We start from the raw sequence: 20244 nt of genomic DNA, 5'->3' as shown, positions 1-20244 counted from the left end.
CGTGCACCTTCGGGGCGCGCCCCGCGGCTCACTGGCGTGCCGGTGATTGTAGAAGCAGGGCGCGGTGCGCCCGCCGGATCTGGCCTACTGGCGGTTGACGGTCCTGGACACACCGGCGACCACCGTCGTGGCCAGGATCCAGCCGGTGAGGACCAGGGCGTACGCCAGCGCCTGGTACCAGCCCTTCGGTGCGTACGCGGGCTCCTGGCCGAAGGAGATCACCGGCAGCAGCAGGTCGAGCGTGTAGAACACAGGGTTGAACGGCGGGGCCTCGTCCGCCTTCAGCGGGGCCGGGTGGTGCAGGGCGTAGGCGACGGACCCGGTCGCGAGCAGGGACAGCAGCCAGCCGGCGGCGCGCAGCGGGCGGAACCCGTAGCCGACCGTGGCGTCCTGCACATGGCCCCACAGGCGGCCGTACCAGGGCAGGGTGCGGCGGTGGCGGCGTTGTTTGGCGAGCTGGACCAGCCGGGCCGCGTGGTCGTCGCCGATGCGGCGGTAGGCGGCCGTCAACTGCTCGTAGGCGTGCGGGACATAGCCGTCGCTGTCCCGGTCCAGCATGGGCAGGCGGCGCTCGGCGGGTTCGTGCGGGGCGAGGGTGGTGTACGTCAGGCCGTTGAGGTCGACCCGGTCGGGCACCGTCTCCGGTTCCAGGAAGAGCACCTCCAGCTGGGCGCGGCGCAGATTGAGGGCGCCGTCCACCGGGCCGCCCCGGCGCAGCCACAGCTCCCCGACGGTGGCGCTGCTCATCCGCAGGGCGGCTCCGTCGCCACGGTGCGACAGACGCGCGTACGACAGGTCGAGGCGCCCCGTGATGCGGGCGCCGCGCAGGCCGATCCACCCCCGTACGTCCGCCTGCCGCAGTACGACGTCGCCCTCCACACCGAGGACCTCCGCATCGACGGCGGGCAGGCCCGGGTTGGCGAGTCGCGCCTCGCTGAGCCTGACCGACCCGGCGATGCTCGCGCCGCTGAGCCGTGTCTGCCCGTGGGTGCGCAGCCCGGGCGCCCACAGGTCGGCGCCGAGAGCGGCCTGGTTGAGCTGGAGCACCGGCTCGGCGGAGTCCGGCGCGGCGACCTCGGCGCTCTCCATGTAGAGACTTCCGGTGATCTCCACCCCGCCCAGGCGCACGGGCCCCCGGAACCGGGAGCGGGTCATGCGCAGCACCCCGTCCACCCGCATCGCGTGGGCGACCAGCCCGGGCAGGACGGACTCGCTCAGGTTGAGCTCGCGCAGCCGGGCCGCGTACAGCCGCGGCGCGTCGTCGAAGTGGCAGTGCCGCAGCCGCACCGGATGGTCGACCGTCGCGTGCTGCAGGTCGAGGAAGCCGGTGACGCGGGCGCCGGCCAGGTCGAGCGAGGCCACCTCGCCGTCCTGTTGGGGGCCGTTGAGGAGCAGCGTCCGCACCACCTCGGCACGGACGGTGCGCTCCGGCCCCCAGCAGGCGCCGTCGGCGGCGTCCTCGTCCGGTGTCTCCCGGAAGTCCACGAACGCGCCCCTGGCGAACGCCCGCCACATCCGCCGCTCGGCCGCCGTCAGCTCGTCGATCTCCATCAGCCGCGACTCTGGCGTGCCCCGGCCGAGAGTGTCAACCGGGTCACGGGGCCCGGGTGTTCCACTCCGCGATCACGGGCCGCCCGTGCTCCGTCGACAGCCGGCCGACCGTGCCCGTCTCCAGCCGGAACAGCCGTCCGTCGGCGGGCGGCAGTCCCAGCCGGCGGGCCGTGAGCACCCGCAGGAAATGGCCGTGGGCCACCAGGAGGACATCGCCGTCGGGCAGGGCCGTGACCACCCGGGCCAGCACCCGGTCGGCGCGCGCGCCGACCTCCTCGGGCGACTCGCCCGGTTGACCGGCCGGGCCGGGCGGCGCCCCGTCGGTCCACAGGTCCCAGTCGGGCCGGGTGCGGTGGATCTCGTCGGTGGTGACCCCCTCGTAGGCGCCGTAGTACCACTCGTGCAGGTCCGCCTCCCGCTCGGCCCCGGACAGGCCCGCCAGCTCGGCGGTGCGCACCGCGCGGGCCAGCGGGCTGGTGAGGACGAGCGCGAAGGGCCGGCCCGCCAGGAGGGGAGACAGGGACTTGGCCTGTTCCTCGCCGTGCCGGGTCAGGGGCAGATCGGTGAAGCTGGTGTGCTGTCCCGATCTGCTCCACTCCGTCTCCCCGTGGCGGACCAGCAGCAGATCACCCACGGTCCTCACGCCTTCTTCGCCTGCTCGACGGCGTGCCCGCCGAACTGGTTGCGCAGCGCCGCGATCATCTTCATCTGCGGGGAGTCGTCCTGGCGGGAGGCGAACCGTGCGAAGAGGGAGGCCGTGATCGCGGGCAGCGGTACGGCGTTGTCGATGGCCGCCTCCACCGTCCAGCGGCCCTCGCCGGAGTCCTCGGCGTAGCCGCGCAGCTTGTCCAGGTGCTCGTCCTCGTCGAGGGCGTTGACCGCGAGGTCCAGCAGCCAGGAGCGGATGACGGTGCCCTCCTGCCAGGAGCGGAACACCTCGCGGACGTTGTCCACCGAGTCCACGGCCTCCAGCAGCTCCCAGCCTTCGGCGTAGGCCTGCATCATGGCGTACTCGATGCCGTTGTGGACCATCTTCGCGAAGTGCCCGGCGCCCACCTTGCCCGCGTGGACGTAGCCGTACGGGCCTTCCGGCTTGAGCGCGTCGAAGATCGGCTTCAGCCGGTCGACGTGCTCCTTGTCGCCGCCGACCATCAGGGCGTAGCCGTTCTCCAGGCCCCACACGCCGCCCGAGACGCCCGCGTCGACGAAGCCGATGCCCTTGGCGCCGAGTTCGGCGGCGTGCTTCTCGTCGTCCGTCCAGCGGGAGTTGCCGCCGTCGACGACCGTGTCGCCGGGCTCCAGCAGCTCTCCCAGTTCGTCGACGACGGACTGGGTGGGGGCGCCGGCCGGGACCATCACCCAGACCGTGCGCGGGGCGTCGAGCCTGCCGACCAGTTCGGTCAGGCTGCCGACGTCGGACAGCTCGGGGTTGCGGTCGTAGCCGATGACGGTGTGGCCGGCGCGGCGGATCCGCTCACGCATGTTGCCGCCCATCTTCCCCAGACCGATGAGGCCGAGTTGCATCGCTGCCATGTCAGTTCACTTCTCCCTGGGCGTTCTCGGTGTTCTTCAGCGAGCGGTACGCGGCCACGAGGGCGGCGGTGGAGGAGTCGAGGCCGGGCACGTCCGCGCCCTCGGTCAGCGCGGGCTCGACGCGCTTGGCGAGGACCTTGCCGAGCTCGACGCCCCACTGGTCGAAGGAGTCGATGTTCCAGATCGCGCCCTGCACGAACACCTTGTGCTCGTAGAGGGCGACGAGCTGGCCCAGCACCGACGGGGTCAGTTCGGTGGCCAGGATCGTCGTGGTCGGGTGGTTGCCCTTGAAGGTGCGGTGCGGCACCTGCTCCTCGGGCACGCCCTCGGCCCGCACCTCGTCGGCGGTCTTGCCGAAGGCGAGGGCCTGCCCCTGTGCGAACAGGTTGGCCATCAACAGGTCGTGCTGCGCCTTGAGTTCGTCGCTCAGCTCGGCGACGGGCCGGGCGAAGCCGATGAAGTCGGCCGGGATGAGCTTGGTGCCCTGGTGGATCAGCTGGTAGTAGGCGTGCTGCCCGTTGGTGCCGGGCGTGCCCCACACCACCGGCCCGGTCTGCCACTGCACGGGCCGGCCGTCGCGCTGCACCGACTTGCCGTTGGACTCCATGTCCAGCTGCTGGAGGTAGGCGGTGAACTTCGACAGGTAGTGCGAGTACGGCAGCACCGCGTGCGACTGGGCGTCGAAGAAGTCGCCGTACCAGATGCCCAGCAGGCCCAGGATCAGCGGGGCGTTGGCCTCCGGGTCGGCGTTGCGGAAGTGCTCGTCGACGATGCGGAAGCCGTCGAGCATCTCCAGGAAGCCGTCCGGGCCGATGGCGATCATCAGGGACAGGCCGATCGCCGAGTCGTACGAGTACCGTCCGCCGACCCAGTCCCAGAACTCGAACATGTTGTCCGGGTCGATGCCGAAGCCGGTGACCTTCTCGGCGTTGGTCGACAGGGCGACGAAGTGCCGGGCGACGGCCTTCTCGTCGCCGCCCAGGCCCCTGAGGAGCCAGGAGCGCGCGGAGGTGGCGTTGGTGATGGTCTCGATGGTGGTGAAGGTCTTGGACGCGACGATGAACAGCGTCTCCGCCGGGTCCAGGTCCCGGACCGCCTCGTGCAGGTCGGCGCCGTCCACGTTGGACACGAAGCGGAAGGTCAGCTCCCGCGCCGTGTACGCGCGCAGCGCCTCGTACGCCATCGCCGGGCCCAGGTCGGAGCCGCCGATGCCGATGTTGACGATGTTGCGGATGCGGCGGCCGGTGTGGCCGGTCCACTCGCCGGAGCGCACCCGGTTCGCGAAGTCGGTCATCTTGTCGAGGACCGCGTGCACGCCCGGGACCACGTTCTCGCCGTCGACCTCGATCACCGCGTCCCGCGGGGCCCGCAGCGCGGTGTGCAGCACGGCCCGCCCCTCGGTGAGGTTGATCTTCTCGCCGGAGAACATGGCGTCGCGCAGCCCGAACACGTCGGTGGCGGCGGCCAGTTCCCGCAGCAGGGCCAGGGTCTCGTCGGTGACGAGGTGCTTGGAGTAGTCGATGCGCAGGTCGCCCACGTGGACGACGTACCGCTCCGCGCGGCCCGGGTCGTCGGCGAACAGCTCACGCAGAGAGGTCTGCCACTGGGCCCGGTGGTCCTCCAGGGCCGTCCACTCGGGACGCCGGGTGAGCAGGGGGGAGTCAGACATGTGCGGGGGTCTCCTTGTCGCTCAGGGGGGCGACCTCGCCGCGCAGGGCGACGGCGTACATCTCGTCCGCGTCGAGGCGCCTGAGCTCCTCGGCGATGAGTTCGGAGGTCGGGCGCACCTTCAGGGCGAGGGTGCGCGAGGGCTGGCCCGGCAGGTGCAGCGTGGCCAGCGGGCCCTCGGGCCGGTCGATGACGATCTCGCCCTTCTCGGTGCCGAGCCGTACGCCGGTCACGACCGGGCCGGCGGTCTCCACCCGCTCGACCGGCACGTGCAGCCGGGCCTCCAGCCAGCGGGCCAGCAGTTCGGCGCTCGGGTTCTCGGCCTCGCTCTCCACCGCCGCCGAGGTCACCGTCAGCCGGGCCTGGTCCAGGGCGGCGGCCAGCATGGAACGCCACGGGGTGAGCCGGGTCCAGGCGAGGTCGGTGTCACCGGGCGCGTACGACCTGACCCGCGCCTCCAGGGCCTGGAGCGGGCGCTCGACGGCGTACATGTCGGTGATGCGGCGCTGGGCGAGCGCGCCGAGCGGGTCCTTGGCGGGGTTGCCGGGCGCGTCCACCGGCCACCACACCACCACCGGCGCGTCCGGCAGGAGCAGCGGCAGCACCACCGAGTCGGCGTGGTCGGACACCTCGCCGTACATGCGCAGCACGACCGTCTCGCCGGTGCCCGCGTCGGCGCCCACCCGTACCTCGGCGTCGAGGTGGGAGCGGGTGCGGTCGCGGGGGGTGCGGGCGTGCCGCTTGATGACGACCAGGGTCCGCGAGGGGTGCTCGTGCGAGGCCTCCTCGGCCGCCCTGATCGAGTCGTAGGCGTTCTCCTCGTCCGTGACGATCACCATCGTCAGGACCATGCCCACGGCGGGGGTGCCGATCGCCCGGCGGCCCTGCACAAGGGCCTTGTTGATCTTGCTTGCCGTGGTGTCGGTCAGGTCGATCTTCATGGCCTGCGCCAGCTCCGTCCGTCTCGTGCGAGCATCTCGTCGGCTTCCGCGGGTCCCCAGCTGCCCGCGGCGTACTGCGCGGGCCTGCCGTGGTCGGCCCAGTACTCCTCGACCGGGTCGAGGATCCTCCACGACTCTTCCACTTCCTGGTGGCGGGGGAACAGGTTGGCGTCTCCCAGGAGTACGTCCAGGATGAGCCGCTCGTACGCCTCCGGGCTGGACTCCGTGAACGACTCGCCGTAGGCGAAGTCCATCGTCACGTCCCGGATCTCCATCGACGTGCCCGGCACCTTGGAGCCGAAACGGACCGTGACGCCCTCGTCCGGCTGGACACGGATGACGATGGCGTTCTGGCCCAGCTCCTCGGTGGCGGTGGCGTCGAACGGGGAGTGCGGCGCGCGCTGGAAGACGACCGCGATCTCCGTCACCCGGCGGCCCAGCCGCTTGCCGGTGCGCAGGTAGAAGGGCACGCCCGCCCACCGGCGGTTGTCGATGCCCAGCTTGATCGCGGCGTACGTGTCCGTCGTGGAGGCCGGGTCGATGCCCTCCTCCTCCAGGTAGCCGCGCACCTGCTCGCCGCCCTGCCAGGCGGCCGCGTACTGCCCGCGCACGGTGTGCCGGCCCAGGTCCTCGGGGAGCTGCACCGCCCGGAACACCTTCAGCTTCTCGGTCAGCAGCGACGCCGCGTCGAAGGAGGCGGGTTCCTCCATCGCGGTGAGCGCCATCAGCTGGAGCAGGTGGTTCTGGATGACGTCACGGGCGGCGCCGATGCCGTCGTAGTAGCCCGCCCGGCCGCCGATGCCGATGTCCTCGGCCATCGTGATCTGCACGTGGTCGACGTAGGACCGGTTCCAGATCGGCTCGAACATCTGGTTAGCGAAGCGCAGCGCCAGGATGTTCTGGACGGTCTCCTTGCCCAGGTAGTGGTCGATGCGGAAGACCTGCTCCGGGTCGAACACGTCGTGCACGATCGCGTTCAGCTCGCAGGCGCTGTCCAGGTCGTGCCCGAACGGCTTCTCGATGACCGCTCGCCGCCAGGAACCCTCGGGCGCGTGCGCCAGCCGGTGCTTCTTCAGCTGCTGGACGACCTTCGGGAAGAACTTCGGCGGTACGGAGAGATAGAAGGCGTAGTTGCCGCTGGTACCCCGGGAGGCGTCCAACTCCTCGACGGCGGAGCGTAGTTGCTTGAACGCCGTGTCGTCGTCGAAGTCGCCCGGAATGAACCGCATGCCCTCCGCGAGCTGCTGCCAGACCTCCTCGCGGAACGGGGTGCGGGCGTGCTCGCGCACGGCGTCGTGCACGACCTGCGCGAAGTCCTGGTCCGCCCACTCCCGGCGGGCGAAGCCGACCAGTGAGAAGCCCGGGGGCAGCAGACCGCGGTTGGCAAGGTCGTACACCGCCGGCATCAGCTTCTTGCGGGACAGGTCGCCGGTGACGCCGAAGATCACCAGCCCGGACGGCCCCGCCACGCGCGGCAGCCGGCGGTCGCGCGGATCGCGCAGCGGGTTGGACCAGAAGTCGGACCGGCCGGGATCCTCCGGCGTCAGGGCGGTTTCCAGGACGGCCGAGCTCTTGGCGGGGGCGGCGACCGGGTCCGCCACGGGGATCTCGTCGCTCATTCAGGCGTCAACTCCCTTGCTGTTCAGGGACTTCGTGACCGCGTCCAGCAGGTCCTGCCAGGCCGTGACGAACTTGGCGACGCCCTCCTCCTCCAACTTCCCGACGACCTCCTCGTAGGAGATGCCGAGCCGCTCGACGGCGGCGAGGTCGGCGCGGGCCTGGGCGTAGCCGCCGGTGACCGTGTCGCCGGTGACGGCGCCGTGGTCGGCGACGGCGTTCAAGGTGGCCTCCGGCATGGTGTTCACGGTGCCGGCCGCGACCAGTTCGTCCACGTACAAAGTGTCCTTGTAGGCCGGGTCCTTCACCCCGGTGGAGGCCCACAGCGGGCGCTGCTTGTTCGCGCGCGCCCCGGCCAGGGCGAGCCAGCGCTCACCGGCGAAGACCTCCTCGTACGCCTGGTAGGCGAGCCGCGCGTTCGCCAGCGCCGCCCGTCCCTTGAGGGCGAAAGCCTCGTCGGTGCCCAGCAGCGTCAGCCGCTTGTCGATCTCGGTGTCGACGCGGGAGACGAAGAAGGAGGCGACGGAGTGGACGCCGGACAGGTCCAGGCCCTTCGCGGCGGCCTTCTCGAGGCCGGCCAGGTAGGCGTCCATGACCTCGCGGTAGCGCTCCAGGGAGAAGATCAGCGTGACGTTGACGCTGATGCCCGCGCCGATCACCTCGGTGATGGCCGGCAGGCCGGCCCGCGTCGCCGGAATCTTGATCATCACGTTGGGCCGGTCGACCAGCCAGGCCAGCTGCCTGGCCTCGGCGATCGTCGCCGCCGTGTCGTGGGCCAGGCGCGGGTCGACCTCGATGGAGACCCGCCCGTCCCGGCCGCCGGTCGCGTCGTACACCGGCCGCAGCACGTCGGCGGCCGCGCGCACATCGGCGGTGGTCATCATGCGGACGGCCTCGTCGACCGTCACGCCCCGCACGGCCAGGTCGGCGAGCTGCTCCTCGTAGCCGTCGCCGGAGCCGATGGCGGCCTGGAAGATGGAGGGGTTGGTGGTGACGCCGACGACGTGCCGGGTCTCGATCAGCTCGGCCAGGTTGCCGCTGTCGATCCGCCTGCGCGACAGGTCGTCCAGCCAGATGGAGACGCCTTGGTCGGACAGGTCCTCGAGGGCTCCCGCGGTCGCGGTTGCTTCGGTCACAGTGATCATCTTCTTTCGGGTGGTCGGATCAACCGCGGGCGGCGGCCGGGGCCGTGGCCGCGTCGACTGCGGCGCGGGCCGCGGCGACGACGTTCTCGGGGGCGAAGCCGTACTCGGCGAACAGGGTCTTGGCGTCGGCGGAGGCGCCGAAGTGCTCCAGGGACACGATGCGGCCCGCGTCGCCCACGAACCGGTGCCACGTCAGACCGATCCCGGCCTCCACCGCGACACGTGCCCGGACGGACGGCGGAAGGACGCGCTCGCGGTACTCGCGCGGCTGCTCCTCGAACCACTCCACGGACGGCATCGACACCACCCGTGTGCCGATCCCCTCGGCCTCCAGCCGCTCCCGCGCGGCGACCGCGAGCTGCACCTCGGAGCCGGTGGCGATCAGGATCACGTCGGGGATCCGCGTGGAGGCGTCCTCGAGCACATAGCCGCCGCGCGCCGCGTCCGGGTTCGGCGCGTACGTCGGCACGCCCTGACGGGTGAGGGCGAGGCCGTGCGGGGCCGGGTCGGTGCCGTGCCGCCTGAGGATCTCGGCCCAGGCGATCGCGGTCTCGTTGGCGTCCGCCGGGCGCACGACGTTCAGGCCCGGGATGGCGCGCAGACTGGCCAGGTGCTCGACCGGCTGGTGGGTCGGGCCGTCCTCCCCGAGACCGACGGAGTCGTGCGTCCACACGTACGTCACCGGCAGCTGCATCAGCGCCGCCATACGCACGGCGTTGCGCATGTAGTCGGAGAACACCAGGAAGGTGCCGCCGTAGATCCGCGTGTTGCCGTGCAGGGCGATGCCGTTCATCTCCGCGGCCATGGAGAACTCGCGGATGCCGAAGTGGACGGTCCGGCCGTACGGGTCGGCCTCGGGCAGCGGGTTGCCCTTCGGCAGGAAGGAGCTGTTCTTGTCGATGGTGGTGTTGTTGGAGCCCGCCAGGTCGGCGGAGCCGCCCCACAGCTCGGGGATCACCGCGCCGAGCGCCTGCAGCACCTTGCCGGAGGCGGCGCGGGTGGCGACCGCCCTGCCCGGCTCGAAGACCGGCAGAGCGTCCTCCCAGCCCTTGGGAAGTTCGCCCTTGCTGACCCGGTCGAACAGGTCGGCGCGCTCCGGGTTCGCCTCACGCCAGGCGGCGATCCGCTTGTCCCAGGCGGCGTGCGCCTCGGCACCCCGGTCCAGGGCCTGACGGGTGTGCGCCAGCACCTCGGGTTCGACGGCGAAGCTTCGTTCCGGGTCGAAGCCGAGGACGCGCTTGGTCGCGGCCACCTCGTCCTCGCCCAGGGCCGAACCGTGCGAGGCCTCGGTGTTCTGGGCGTTCGGCGCGGGCCAGGCGATGATCGTGCGCATCGCGACGATCGAGGGGCGGCCGGTCTCGGCCCGCGCGGCTCGCAGCGCGGCGTACAGCGCGTGCACGTCGATGTCGCCGTTCTCGGCGGGCGCGACCCGCTGCACGTGCCAGCCGTAGGCCTCGTACCGCTTCAGCACGTCCTCGGAGAACGCGGTCGCGGTGTCGCCCTCGATGGAGATGTGGTTGTCGTCGTAGAGGAAGAGCAGGTTGCCGAGCCTCTGGTGGCCGGCCAGCGAGGACGCCTCCGCCGAGACGCCCTCCTGGAGGTCGCCGTCCGAGACGATCGCCCAGACGGTGTGGTCGAAGGGGGAGGCGCCCTCGGGGGCGTCCGGGTCGAACAGGCCGCGCTCGTAGCGGGCCGCCATCGCCATGCCGACGGCGTTGGCGACGCCCTGGCCCAGCGGGCCGGTGGTGGTCTCCACGCCGGCGGTGTGCCCGTACTCGGGGTGGCCGGGCGTCTTGGAGCCGTGCGTGCGGAAGGCCTTCAGGTCGTCGAGCTCCAGCTCGTAGCCCGCGAGGAAGAGCTGCGTGTACAGGGTCAGCGAGGTGTGGCCGGGTGACAGCACGAAGCGGTCACGGCCGGTCCACTCCGGGTCGGCCGGGTCGTGCCGCATCAGCTTCTGAAAGATCGTGTACGCCGCCGGGGCCAGGCTCATGGCGGTGCCCGGGTGGCCGTTCCCGACCCGCTGCACGGCATCGGCCGCCAGCAGGCGGGCGGTGTCGACGGCACGCCGGTCCAGTTCGGTCCACTCCAGGCGGTCGGTCGTCTGCGTGCTCATCTTCAAGGAATCCTCGGAAGAAGCGATATCGGCTGCTGACGCGTTCAAACTAAAAGTCTGACTTTTTCTGCGGAAGGTCGCCGTGTGTCAGCCTTTGGTGAAAGTGGGACAGTGGGCGCGCGAACGGGACGGCACGGGACGGACATGGCGGACAGAACCATGCGCAGTGGGGACGGGGACGATGGCGGCGACGGGATCAGAACGTTCCCCTTCCCGGTCGATCTGAGCGTCCTCGGCGTCGGCATGCAGGTCGGCCCGATGGGCGACGGCCGCACCTGGCACGCCGAGGCGCCGCTGGAGCGCGTGCACCGCATCGACTTCCACATCGTGATGCTGTTCGGCGACGGCCCGGTCCGGCACATGATCGACTTCACCGAGTACGAGGCCACGGCCGGCGACCTGCTGTGGATCCGCCCGGGGCAGGTCCACCGCTTCTCGCGGACCAGCGAGTACCGCGGAACGGTGCTGACCATGCAGCCCGGCTTCCTGCCCCGCGCCACGGTGGAGGCGACCGGCCTGTACCGCTACGACCTGCCGCCGCTCCTGCGTCCCGACGAGCCGCAGCTCACCGCGCTGCGGGCCGCGCTCGCCCAGCTGCGCCGCGAGTACGAGGACACCACCACCCTCCCGCTCAGCCTCCACACGGCGGTGCTGCGGCACTCGCTGACGGCGTTCCTCATCCGCCTGGCCCACCTCGCGACCAGCTCCGCGGAGGTCTCGCGGGGGCGGACCGACACCACGTTCACCCGCTTCCGGGACGCGGTGGAGCAGGGCTTCGCCACCAACCACAGCGTCAGCGCCTACGCCGACGCGCTCGGCTACTCCCGCCGCACCCTCGTGCGCGCGGTGCGCGCCGCGACCGGCGAGACCCCCAAGGCCTTCATCGACAAGCGGGTGGTCCTGGAGGCCAAGCGCCTGCTGGCCCACACCGAGCTGCCCATCGGCCGCGTCGGCGCAGCGGTCGGCTTCCCCGACGCGGCGAACTTCTCCAAGTTCTTCCACCAGCACACCGACAGGACCCCGGCGGCGTTCCGGGCCGACCTGCGCTGAGCCGTCGGCTCGCCGGCCGGGGCGCCGCTGGCGGGCGGGAGGCTCGTGGTGGGCGACGCTCTGGGCGGCAGGGGCGCTTCCGGTGCACGGCGCGGGACGGTGGTCAGCCGGACGTCGGGCGCAGGAGCAGGCACACGAAGCCGAAGGAGTCCCGGTAGCCGCGCAGCCACTGGGTGCGGTGGGTGTCGGCCGCCGCGAGCGCCTGGCCCGCGTCCGGGTCGTCGGGGTGGTCCAGGGCCCAGGACGCCAGTGATCCCGTCCAGGCCCACTCGTAGGCGTCGAGCTCCTGGCGCGTGCTGACGTGCCCCTGGACGGGGGTCCAGCCGGCGGCGACCACGCGGTCCACCGTGGTCGGCAGGTCGGTCAGTTCCCCGAGCGTCTCGACCGCCTCCGGGGACGGCTCGCGCGCCCAGAAGCCGTCACCGATCAGGACCCGGCCACCGGGGGCCAGATGTCCGCGGGCCGCCGCGAGGGCGGCGGGCAGGCCGCCGAAGGCGTGCGTGGCACCGACGCAGAGCACCAGGTCGAAGGGGTGGGACGAGGTGAATCCCGCGGCGTCCTCGCGGTGCAGGACGAGACGTTCACCGACGCCCAGCCGGTGCGCGGCCCGCCGGGCGTCCGCCAGCGCGCCCTCGGAGAGGTCGACGCCCTCGGCCGTCAGCCGCGGATACGTGGCCAGGGCGCGCAGCAGCCACTCCGCGCCCCCGCAGCCGAGGTCGAGGACGCGGGCGTCGGGGCGTGGGATGCCGTGGTCCAGCAGGTGGCGCACCGAGTCGTCGCCGAGCGGGGCGGCGAGGGGATGGTCCGCGTGGGCAAGACGGGAGATCTGTTCACGGTTCACCGGCGGAGCCTGGCACGGGCCGCCGGTGCACCGCATGCGCTTTTCGCCGTGCGGTGCACCGGCAGGGGGCTCCACGCGCACGCGGGAGCCCCCTTTCTCACGGCGGACGGATGCCGCGCGGGCTCAGTGCCCGAAGGAGAACCAGTTGACGTTCACGAAGTCCGCCGGCTGCCCGCTCGTGAAGGTCAGATACACGTCGTGCGTGCCGGTCACCGAGCTGATGTTCGCCGGGATCGTGCGCCACGACTGCCAGCCGCCGGTGTTGCCCACCGCGAAACTGCCGATCGGCGCGTTGCTCCGGCTGTCCAGGCGCACCTCGACCAGTCCGCTGACGCCGCTCGCCGCACCGCTCGCCACACGCGCGTTGAACTGCCTGGCCGCGGTGGAACCGAAGTTGACACCCTTGTAGAGCGCCCAGTCGCCGTTGGCCAGCGAGCCGATGTTCCGGCCGCCGCCGGTGTCCGACGTCGACTCGGTGCTCACCCCGGACTGGGCGTCGTACGACTCGGCCTGGACAGCGCTGTAGGCGTCGCGGGTGCCGCCGCTCGGCGGAGGCGTGGTACCGCTCCCACCGGCCGACAGCACCTGGACGTAGTCGACGACCATCGGGTGCCCCGGCTGGGTGCCGGCGTCCGGGCCGCCGCCGAAGGCGTCGGGGAAGCCGCCGCCCATCGCCACGTTGAGGATGATGTAGAAGCCGTGGTCCGTGGCGTTCTTCCAGGTCGTCGCGTCGACCTGGTTGGCGCGCACCGTGTGGAAGTTGGTGCCGTCGAGGTAGAAGCGGATCTCCTCCGGGCTCGTCGAGCGGTCCCACTCCATGCGGTAGGTGTGGAAGCCGGCCTGGCAGGTGGTGCCGGGGCACGTCGTGGAGCCGCCGATGCCGCTGGTCTCGTTGCAGGGGCCGCCCGGTGAGGTGCCGCAGTGCATCGTGGCGAACACCGTGTTCTGGCCCTGGGTGTTCTCCATGATGTCCAGCTCGCCCACGGCGGGCCAGTTCCAGTAGTTGCCCCGGTAGGGCGCGCCCAGCATCCAGAACGCCGGCCAGTAGCCCTTGGCCGCGGCGCCCGTGACGTTCGGCACCTGGATGCGGGCCTCCACGCGCAGCTTGCCGCCGGCCGGGGGCTGGAAGTCGGTGCGGTTGGTCTCGACGCGGCCCGAGGTCCAGTTGCCGGCGGCGTCGCGCCGCGGGGTGATGCGGAGGTTGCCGTTGCCGTCGAGCGAGACGTTGTCCGTGCTGGACGTCATCGTCTCGATCTCGCCGGTGCCCCAGTTGGCGGGGCCGCCCGGGTAGCCCTTGCCGGTCGCGTACTGCCAGTTGGAGGTGTTGACGCCGCTGCCCGCGGGGCCGTTGAAGTCGTCGAGGAAGACCTGGGTCCAGCCCGACGGGGGAGGCGGCGCCGAAGCGCTCGCGGACGGGGTGGCGAGAGTCGTGGCGGCCGCGGCGAGGCCGAGCGTGCCGACCAGGGCGACGAACGCCCGCCTCAGCGGGCGCCGTCTGCGGTGTGTGCCGGAGGTTTCGGTCATGTGGGGATGCCTCTCGGGTACGGGATCTGCTGCGCGGGTGCCGTCGAAAGCGCCTCCCGGGGAGGGAAGAGAGCGCTCTCAAAGTGCCGCCAATGTGCTCCACGCCTCTCCGGTCGTCAAGAGGTGAAACAAAGAAAGTCCTTGCGGGGCAGGCCACTTCACTCCATGAATGCGCGGGTATGCGGGCCTGTGCCGCGTGTCGGAGGGCCGGTGGTGCGGGCCTGGTCAGGGGCCGGGCCGCTCGGCCGTCTCCGGTTGCCAGCCCAGGGCCCGGGAGATGCCGCGTGCCGCGAGGCGTACCGCCGGGACGAGTACGGGGACCTGCGTGCACGCTTGCGGCACCACCACCGAGACGGCGGCGGTCACCGAGCCGTCCCGTCCGCGGATCGGGGCGGCGACGGACAGGGCGTCCTCGGTGACCTGCCGGTCGCTGACCGCGACCCCGGTGCGCCGCACGTCGGCCAGGACCCGGCGCAGCCGCTCCGGATCGGTGATCGTGTAGGGAGTGAAGGACGCCAGGGGGGCCGCGCAGTACTCCTCCTGCGTCTCGGGTGCGCTGTGGGCCAGCAGGGCGAGGCCGACCCCGGTGGCGTGCAGCGGCCAGCGCGCGCCGACCCGGATGTGCACCCCGACCGCCGAACGGCCCGACAGCCACTCGATGTAGACGACCTCGCCGCCGTCGCGCACCGCCAGCTGCACGTTCTCGTGCGTCGCCTCGTACAGGTCCTCCAGGTACGGCAGGGCGACCTGCCGCAGCGCCAGGCCGCGCGGGGCGAGGGCCGCGACCTCCCACAGCCGGAGTCCGACGTGGTAGACGCCGGACCCGTCGCGCTCCAGCGCGCCCCACCGCGTCAGCGCGCCCACCAGCCGGTGCGCGGTGGTCAGGCTGAGGCCGGCCCGGCGGCTGATGTCCGTCAGGGACAGGGCCGGGTGCTCGTGGTCGAAGGCCGCGAGCACGGACAGCAGCCGGTCGGGCGCGGTGGGGGCGGTCATGGCCGGGCGTCTCCCGGGTGGGCGAGGTCGTAGGGGCGGGGGTAGGCGGCCGGTCGGTGGGAGACGTAGCGGGCCCGGGCCGTCGGTTCCTCCTTCTGCGCGCGGGAGTTGAGCGTGCCGGGGGAGGTGTCCCAGCGGCCGGTGTCGAGGCGGTGTTCCAGGGTGTGCAGGGCGGCGAGTGTCTCACCGGTGGTGAAGGTGCAGTGGCCGGGGGCGTCGACGTAGGCCTGGCTGAGCAGCGGCCCGGAGCCCGCCGCAGCGGCGGCCCGCCGGTAGGCGCTCTGTGCCTGGACCGGGATCAGCGCGTCGCCGGTGGTGTGGACGGTGAGCTGGGGGTCGCTGAGCCGGCCGGTGAGCACGCTGGTCCGGCGCATCCAGCGGACGGCCCCGGGGTCGGCGGTGACGCGGGGCGCGCGGTCGAGGGCCGCCAGGTCGGCGCGCAGGGAGAGTCCCGCCTTCTTGTACAGCTCGGTGACCTCCTTGTGCAGCGGGGACCGGGCCAGCAGCGCCGGATGGTCGACGCCCGTGTTCCAGGACGGGTTGCCGCCCGCCCGGCTCTCGGCCTCCTGCCGCCACCGGAAGGCGGGGAACTGGAGCAGACCCTTCAAAGCCGCGTACTGGTTGGCCTGTCGGGTGTCCCAGTCGGTCGGGCCCGGTTCGGGCTGGGAGGCGTCGTTGTGGCCGGGGATGCCGTGCAGCGCGGCGGCCAGGGCGATGCGGGCGCGGCCCTCGGGGGTGCGCTGGGCGGCGTCGACCCGTGTGGTGAGGGTGTCGGCGGCATCGGCGGCCTCCGCCTGATCGGTGAAGCCGGTGAGCCGCACGCCCGAGTCCGGAGCTAGCAGCGTCTTCAGCGCGAACACCGGGTCCAGCGTGCTGTTCCAGTTGGCGACGCCGCCCTGCACCAGCCCGCACAGGGACAGGGAGCCGTCGAAGCGGCCGGCGTGCCGTTCGGCGAGCACGGTGGTGACGAAGCCGCCGTACGAGGTCCCCCAGGCGAGCGTGCGCCGGGCCGCGCCGAAGCGCTGTGTGAACGTCTCCAGGGTGGCGAGCTGGTCGGGCACCGCCTCCGTGACGGCCCAGCCGGTCGTGGCGTACGACGAGCCGATGAGCGCGTAGCCCTCGGCCAGCAGTGCCTCCCGGGCCCCTGAACTCGGCGTGTTCTGGGCCGGGTTGGGGGACCCGGCGGGGGTGTAGCCGTGGCTGTACAGCAGCACCGTGCCGTTCCAGGACGCCGGTACGTCCATCACGAAGGCGGCGCCGGAGGGCAGCCGGCCCTCCAGGTGGGTGTCCGCGGTTGCGGCCCGTGCGGGGGCCACGGTTGTCGCGCACAGGGTGACGGTCAGTAAGGCGAGACGGATCCTCAACGGGGCGTTCCTTCCAGTGCGGGGGTGGCGGCGGGGGAGTCGAGGGTGTCGGTGTGCGTCTCGCGCAGCCGCCACACGGTGAGCGCGGTGACGGCCGCGCCCGCGCACAGCAGCAGGGAGACGGGGGTGCTGCCGTCGCCGTACGAGGCGAGCAGGCTGCCCGCGATCAGCGGGGAGAACCCGGCGCCGATCAGGGTGGCCGCCTGGTAGCCGAGGGAGGCGCCGGTGTAGCGGACCCGGGTGCCGAACATCTCGGCGAGCAGGGCGCCGAGCGGCCCGTACATCGTCGACTGGGCGACCCCGTGGCCGAGGGCCAGGGCGAGGATCAGCAGTCCGGGCGAGCCCGAGTCGACCAGGGCCAGGACGGGGAAGGCGAGCGCGGCCGAGGCGACGGCTCCGGCGAGGACGACGGGGCGGCGGCCGACCCGGTCGGACAGCGCCGACGCGACCGGCAGCACGGCCAGTGCCACACAGGACGCGACGGTCACGGCGGTGAGCACCTGTGGCCGGCTGTAGCCCTGGCCGACCGCGTAACTGATCATGAAGCTGGTCAGCAGTGACTGGGCGGTGAAGGCGCCGATGCCGACGCAGGCGGCGAGCAGCACGGGCTTCGGCCGGCGCAGCACCTCCACGATCGGCGGCTTGTCGACCGGCTCCCGCTTCACCTGGGCGAACAGCGGGCTCTCGGCGACCTTGAGGCGGACGAACAGGCCGACGCCCAGCAGCACGACGCTCAGCAGGAACGGCACGCGCCAGCCCCAGGAGCGGAAGTCGTCGTCGGGCAGCGTGGCGACGAGGGTGACCACCCCGGCCGACAGCACCGAGCCGAGCGGGGCGCCGAGCTGGGTGAAGCTGGACCACAGGCCGCGCCGGGAGCCCTGCGCGTGCTCGGCGTGCTCGACGACCATCAGCATGGCGCCGCCCCACTCGCCGCCGATGGCGATGCCCTGCACGACGCGCAGGGCGACCAGCAGGACGGGCGCCCACACGCCGATCGCGTCGTACGTGGGCAGCAGGCCGATGAGGAAGCTGCCGCAGCCCATCAGGACCATGGTCAGCAGCATCATCGACTTGCGGCCGATCCGGTCGCCGAAGTGGCCGAAGACGATGCCGCCCAGCGGGCGGGCCAGATAACCGGCGGCGAAGGTGCCGAAGGCCGCGATGGTGCCGACCGCGGGGTCGGCCTGGGGGAAGAACAGGTCGCCGAAGACGAGCGCGGCGACCGTGCCGTAGACGAGGAAGTCGTAGAACTCCACCGCCGTGCCGAGCAGGCCGGACAGCGCGACGCGGCGCAACTGCCGCGAGCCGGAGGGGAGTTGACTGGTGGACGAAGAGCGGGATGACTGCACGACGAGCTCCCTGGGGCCGATGCGTCGGTGCCTCGATTGCCCCGTGAAGTTAGGCAGCTCTCGTGCCGCCGTCAATCATTTGCACAACATCAGTTCAGTCCGTCCTCCGCGACGCGCAGCAGGAGGGCGTGGAGCGTCTCGCGTTCGGCGGGGTCGAGCGGGGCCAGCAGTTCGTTCGTGACGCGCAGGCCGGCCTCGTCCGTGTCGCGCAGGAAGCCGCGGCCGGACCGGGTGAGGACGACGATCCGGCTGCGGCGGTCGTCGGGGGAGGGGCGGCGCTCCGCGAAGCCCAGCTTCTCCAGGTCGTCGACCAGGCCGACGATCGCGCTCGGGTCGTAGCCGAGCCGGGTGCTCAGCTCGCGCTGGAGCGCGCCCTCGGAGGTGGCGAGGAACCGCAGCACCGCGTAGTGGCGCAGGCGCAGCCCCGACTCCTGCAGGAAGGTGTTGAACAACTGGCCGGAGCGCAGACCCAGGCGGTACAGGAGGTAGCCCGTGTCGGCGTGCAGCCCCCGCATCCACGGCTCGTTCGCGTCGATGGGGGCCGGGTTCATGGCGTGCTGGCGGGTGATGGCGGGCTCCCTGGTCTCCAGCCCCGGACGGGGCGCTCGGGTGTGCTGGGCCCAGTCTGACGCACCCCGCCGGTCACCAACAACTATTGACGTCGCCAATTATTGCTCTTAGCTTCGATCTGCGTCACCGCGTCACGCATCCGCACCACCGCATCCTCATGTGAAGGGACAGTGCCGTGCCCAGCATCGATCTCACCGGCAAGGCCGCCGTCGTCACCGGCAGCGGCCGCGGCCTCGGCCTCGCCTACGCCCACGCCCTGGCCGCCCACGGCGCGTCCGTGGTCGTCAACGACGTCGACGAAGCCGTGGCCGAGGCGGCCGTGAAGTCCATCGGCGAGGCCGGCGGCACCGCCGTCGCCGAGGTCGTCCCGGTCGGCACCTCCGAGGCAGCGGACCGCCTGGTCGGCCGTGCCGTCAGCGAGTTCGGGCGCCTTGACGTCCTGGTCACCAACGCGGGCATCCTGCGCGACAGGGTGCTGTGGAAGATGACCGACGACGACTTCGACGCGGTGCTCACCACCCACCTCAAGGGCACCTTCACCTGCGCCCGCGCCGCCGCCGTGCGCATGCGCGAGCAGGGCGAGGGCGGCACGCTGATCCTGGTCGGCTCCCCGGCCGGGCAGCGCGGCAACTTCGGGCAGACCAACTACGCCGCCGCCAAGGCCGGCATCGCCGCGATGGCCCGCACCTGGTCGATGGAGCTGGCCCGCGCGCACATCACCGTCAACGCGATCGTGCCGGTCGCCGCGACCGCCATGACGGAGACGATCCCCGCCTTCGCCCCGTACGTCGAGGCGATGAGGAACGGCGAGCCGCTGCCGGGCTTCCTGCGCAAGGGCGAGGGCTTCGGCACCCCCGAGGACTGTGCGGCCCTGGTGCCCTTCCTCGCCTCCGAGCAAGCGCGGGAGGTGACCGGTCAGTGCATCGGCATCGGCGGCGACAAGGTGGCACTCTGGTCGCATCCGCAGGAGATCAGGGCGGCGTACGCCGACGGCGGCTGGACCCCCGACACCCTGGCCGACGCCTGGCCCACCTCGGTCGGCGCGGAACTCCAGACGGTCGGCATCCCGGCGCCGAAGTTCCCGGAGGCGTGATGGACCCCGCTGCGAACGTCGAGGGCCTGGTCGCGATCGACGTCCACACCCACGCGGAGGTGTCCTCCAAGGGCCACTCCTCCCTGGACGACGACCTGCACGACGCCTCCTCCGCCTACTTCAAGGTCGAGGGCAGGCGGAAGCCGACCCTGGAGGAGACGGCCGCCTACTACCGCGAGCGGAACATGGCCGCCGTGATCTTCACGGTGGACGCCGAGTCCGCCACCGGTACGGCGCCGGTCCCCAACGAGGAGGTCGCCGAGGCCGCCGCCGCCAATCCGGACGTGCTGATCCCGTTCGCCTCCATCGACCCCTTCCGGGGCAGGGCGGGGGTCAGGCAGGCCCGGCGCCTGGTCGAGGAGTACGGGGTGAAGGGCTTCAAGTTCCACCCCAGCATCCAGGGCTTCTTCCCCAACGACAGGGCGGTCGCGTACGAGCTGTACGAGGTGATCGAGGAGACCGGCACCATCGCCCTGTTCCACACGGGGCAGACCGGCATCGGCGCCGGAGTTCCGGGCGGCGGCGGGATCCGGCTGAAGTACTCCAACCCCCTCCACGTGGACGACGTCGCTGCCGACTTCCCGCACCTGAAGATCATCCTGGCGCACCCGTCCTTCCCGTGGCAGGACGAGGCGCTCGCCGTCGCCACGCACAAGCCGGGCGTGCACATCGACCTGTCCGGCTGGTCGCCGAAGTACTTCCCGCCGCAGCTGGTGCAGTACGCCAACACACTGCTCAAGGACAAGGTGCTCTTCGGCTCCGACTTCCCCGTCCTCACCCCGGACCGCTGGCTCGCCGACTTCGAGAAGCTGCCCATCAAGGACGAGGTCAGGCCGAAGATCCTCAAGGAGAACGCCGCCCGCCTGCTCGGGCTGACGACACCGTAAAGGGG

General features: G+C 72.0%; 17 protein-coding genes. 3 read left to right on the top strand and 14 right to left on the bottom strand.

Annotation, left to right across the window (positions count from 1 at the left end):
• Nucleotides 1-84: 84 nt before the first annotated feature.
• From ACFPZJ_RS18240 to tkt, 8 genes are read right to left on the bottom strand one after another with little or no spacing between them, the layout of a single operon-like run.
• Nucleotides 85-1551 (bottom strand): membrane-associated oxidoreductase, encoded by a 1467-nt coding sequence (locus ACFPZJ_RS18240; protein ID WP_381022425.1) that lies wholly within the window; start codon nt 1549-1551, stop codon nt 85-87.
• A gap of 43 nt (nt 1552-1594) precedes the next feature.
• Complete coding sequence (locus tag ACFPZJ_RS18235; RefSeq protein WP_381023429.1) at nt 1595-2185, bottom strand: histidine phosphatase family protein; 591 nt, start codon at nt 2183-2185, stop codon at nt 1595-1597.
• A gap of 5 nt (nt 2186-2190) precedes the next feature.
• The gene (gene gnd / locus ACFPZJ_RS18230) at nt 2191-3075 is read right to left on the bottom strand and encodes a phosphogluconate dehydrogenase (NAD(+)-dependent, decarboxylating) (protein ID WP_381023426.1); all 885 of its coding nucleotides are present in this window, start codon (nt 3073-3075) and stop codon (nt 2191-2193) included.
• Between the two features lie 10 nt (nt 3076-3085).
• On the bottom strand, nt 3086-4753 hold the full coding sequence (gene pgi, locus ACFPZJ_RS18225) for a glucose-6-phosphate isomerase (protein ID WP_381022422.1): 1668 nt from the start codon (nt 4751-4753) through the stop codon (nt 3086-3088).
• The gene (opcA, locus tag ACFPZJ_RS18220) at nt 4746-5693 is read right to left on the bottom strand and encodes a glucose-6-phosphate dehydrogenase assembly protein OpcA (RefSeq protein ID WP_381022419.1); all 948 of its coding nucleotides are present in this window, start codon (nt 5691-5693) and stop codon (nt 4746-4748) included. The genes pgi and opcA overlap by 8 nt, the downstream gene beginning before the upstream one ends.
• Entirely contained in the window at nt 5690-7312 is a 1623-nt protein-coding gene (zwf, locus tag ACFPZJ_RS18215) for a glucose-6-phosphate dehydrogenase (protein ID WP_381022416.1), read from the bottom strand. Before zwf ends, opcA begins: the two co-directional genes overlap by 4 nt.
• Complete coding sequence (gene tal / locus ACFPZJ_RS18210; RefSeq protein ID WP_381022414.1) at nt 7313-8455, bottom strand: transaldolase; 1143 nt, start codon at nt 8453-8455, stop codon at nt 7313-7315. It abuts the gene before it with no gap.
• Nucleotides 8456-8474: 19 nt separating this feature from the next.
• A complete protein-coding gene (tkt, locus tag ACFPZJ_RS18205; protein WP_381022411.1) occupies nt 8475-10568 on the bottom strand; it encodes a transketolase in 2094 nt (697 codons plus the stop codon).
• Nucleotides 10569-10712: 144 nt separating this feature from the next.
• Between tkt and ACFPZJ_RS18200 the strand changes: the two genes are divergently transcribed.
• The gene (locus tag ACFPZJ_RS18200; RefSeq protein ID WP_381022408.1) at nt 10713-11618 is read left to right on the top strand and encodes a helix-turn-helix domain-containing protein; all 906 of its coding nucleotides are present in this window, start codon (nt 10713-10715) and stop codon (nt 11616-11618) included.
• 103 nt (nt 11619-11721) lie between these two features.
• Here the strand turns inward: ACFPZJ_RS18200 and ACFPZJ_RS18195 are convergent, their stop codons facing one another.
• The 6 genes from ACFPZJ_RS18195 to ACFPZJ_RS18170 form a co-directional block, all read right to left on the bottom strand.
• Nucleotides 11722-12459 (bottom strand): SAM-dependent methyltransferase, encoded by a 738-nt coding sequence (locus ACFPZJ_RS18195; protein ID WP_381022407.1) that lies wholly within the window; start codon nt 12457-12459, stop codon nt 11722-11724.
• 123 nt (nt 12460-12582) lie between these two features.
• Nucleotides 12583-13983 carry a glycoside hydrolase family 16 protein gene (locus ACFPZJ_RS18190; RefSeq protein ID WP_381022404.1) on the bottom strand — a complete coding sequence of 467 codons (1401 nt, stop codon included), beginning with the start codon at nt 13981-13983 and terminating at the stop codon, nt 12583-12585.
• Nucleotides 13984-14208: 225 nt separating this feature from the next.
• Nucleotides 14209-14976, bottom strand: coding sequence for an IclR family transcriptional regulator (locus ACFPZJ_RS18185; protein WP_381022402.1), 768 nt, complete (start codon nt 14974-14976; stop codon nt 14209-14211).
• Nucleotides 14973-16340 (bottom strand): alpha/beta hydrolase family protein, encoded by a 1368-nt coding sequence (locus ACFPZJ_RS18180; protein ID WP_381022400.1) that lies wholly within the window; start codon nt 16338-16340, stop codon nt 14973-14975. Before ACFPZJ_RS18180 ends, ACFPZJ_RS18185 begins: the two co-directional genes overlap by 4 nt.
• On the bottom strand, nt 16337-17635 hold the full coding sequence (locus tag ACFPZJ_RS18175) for an MFS transporter (protein ID WP_381023423.1): 1299 nt from the start codon (nt 17633-17635) through the stop codon (nt 16337-16339). The genes ACFPZJ_RS18180 and ACFPZJ_RS18175 overlap by 4 nt, the downstream gene beginning before the upstream one ends.
• 143 nt (nt 17636-17778) lie before the next feature.
• The gene (locus tag ACFPZJ_RS18170; protein ID WP_381022398.1) at nt 17779-18240 is read right to left on the bottom strand and encodes a MarR family winged helix-turn-helix transcriptional regulator; all 462 of its coding nucleotides are present in this window, start codon (nt 18238-18240) and stop codon (nt 17779-17781) included.
• A 194-nt stretch (nt 18241-18434) separates the two neighbouring features.
• Here ACFPZJ_RS18170 and ACFPZJ_RS18165 point away from each other — a divergent pair, with 194 nt between their 5' ends.
• Together ACFPZJ_RS18165 and ACFPZJ_RS18160 are read left to right on the top strand one after the other, a co-directional pair.
• Nucleotides 18435-19352, top strand: a complete 918-nt coding sequence (locus tag ACFPZJ_RS18165; protein ID WP_381022395.1) for an SDR family NAD(P)-dependent oxidoreductase — start codon at nt 18435-18437, stop codon at nt 19350-19352.
• Entirely contained in the window at nt 19352-20239 is an 888-nt protein-coding gene (locus ACFPZJ_RS18160; protein WP_381022392.1) for an amidohydrolase family protein, read from the top strand. Before ACFPZJ_RS18165 ends, ACFPZJ_RS18160 begins: the two co-directional genes overlap by 1 nt.
• The last annotated feature ends 5 nt before the right edge of the window (nt 20240-20244 follow it).

The sequence above is a fragment of the Streptomyces bullii genome (genome assembly GCF_042657145.1).
GTDB lineage: Bacteria > Actinomycetota > Actinomycetes > Streptomycetales > Streptomycetaceae > Streptomyces > Streptomyces bullii.
This window is presented reverse-complemented; position numbering and strand designations above follow the sequence as displayed.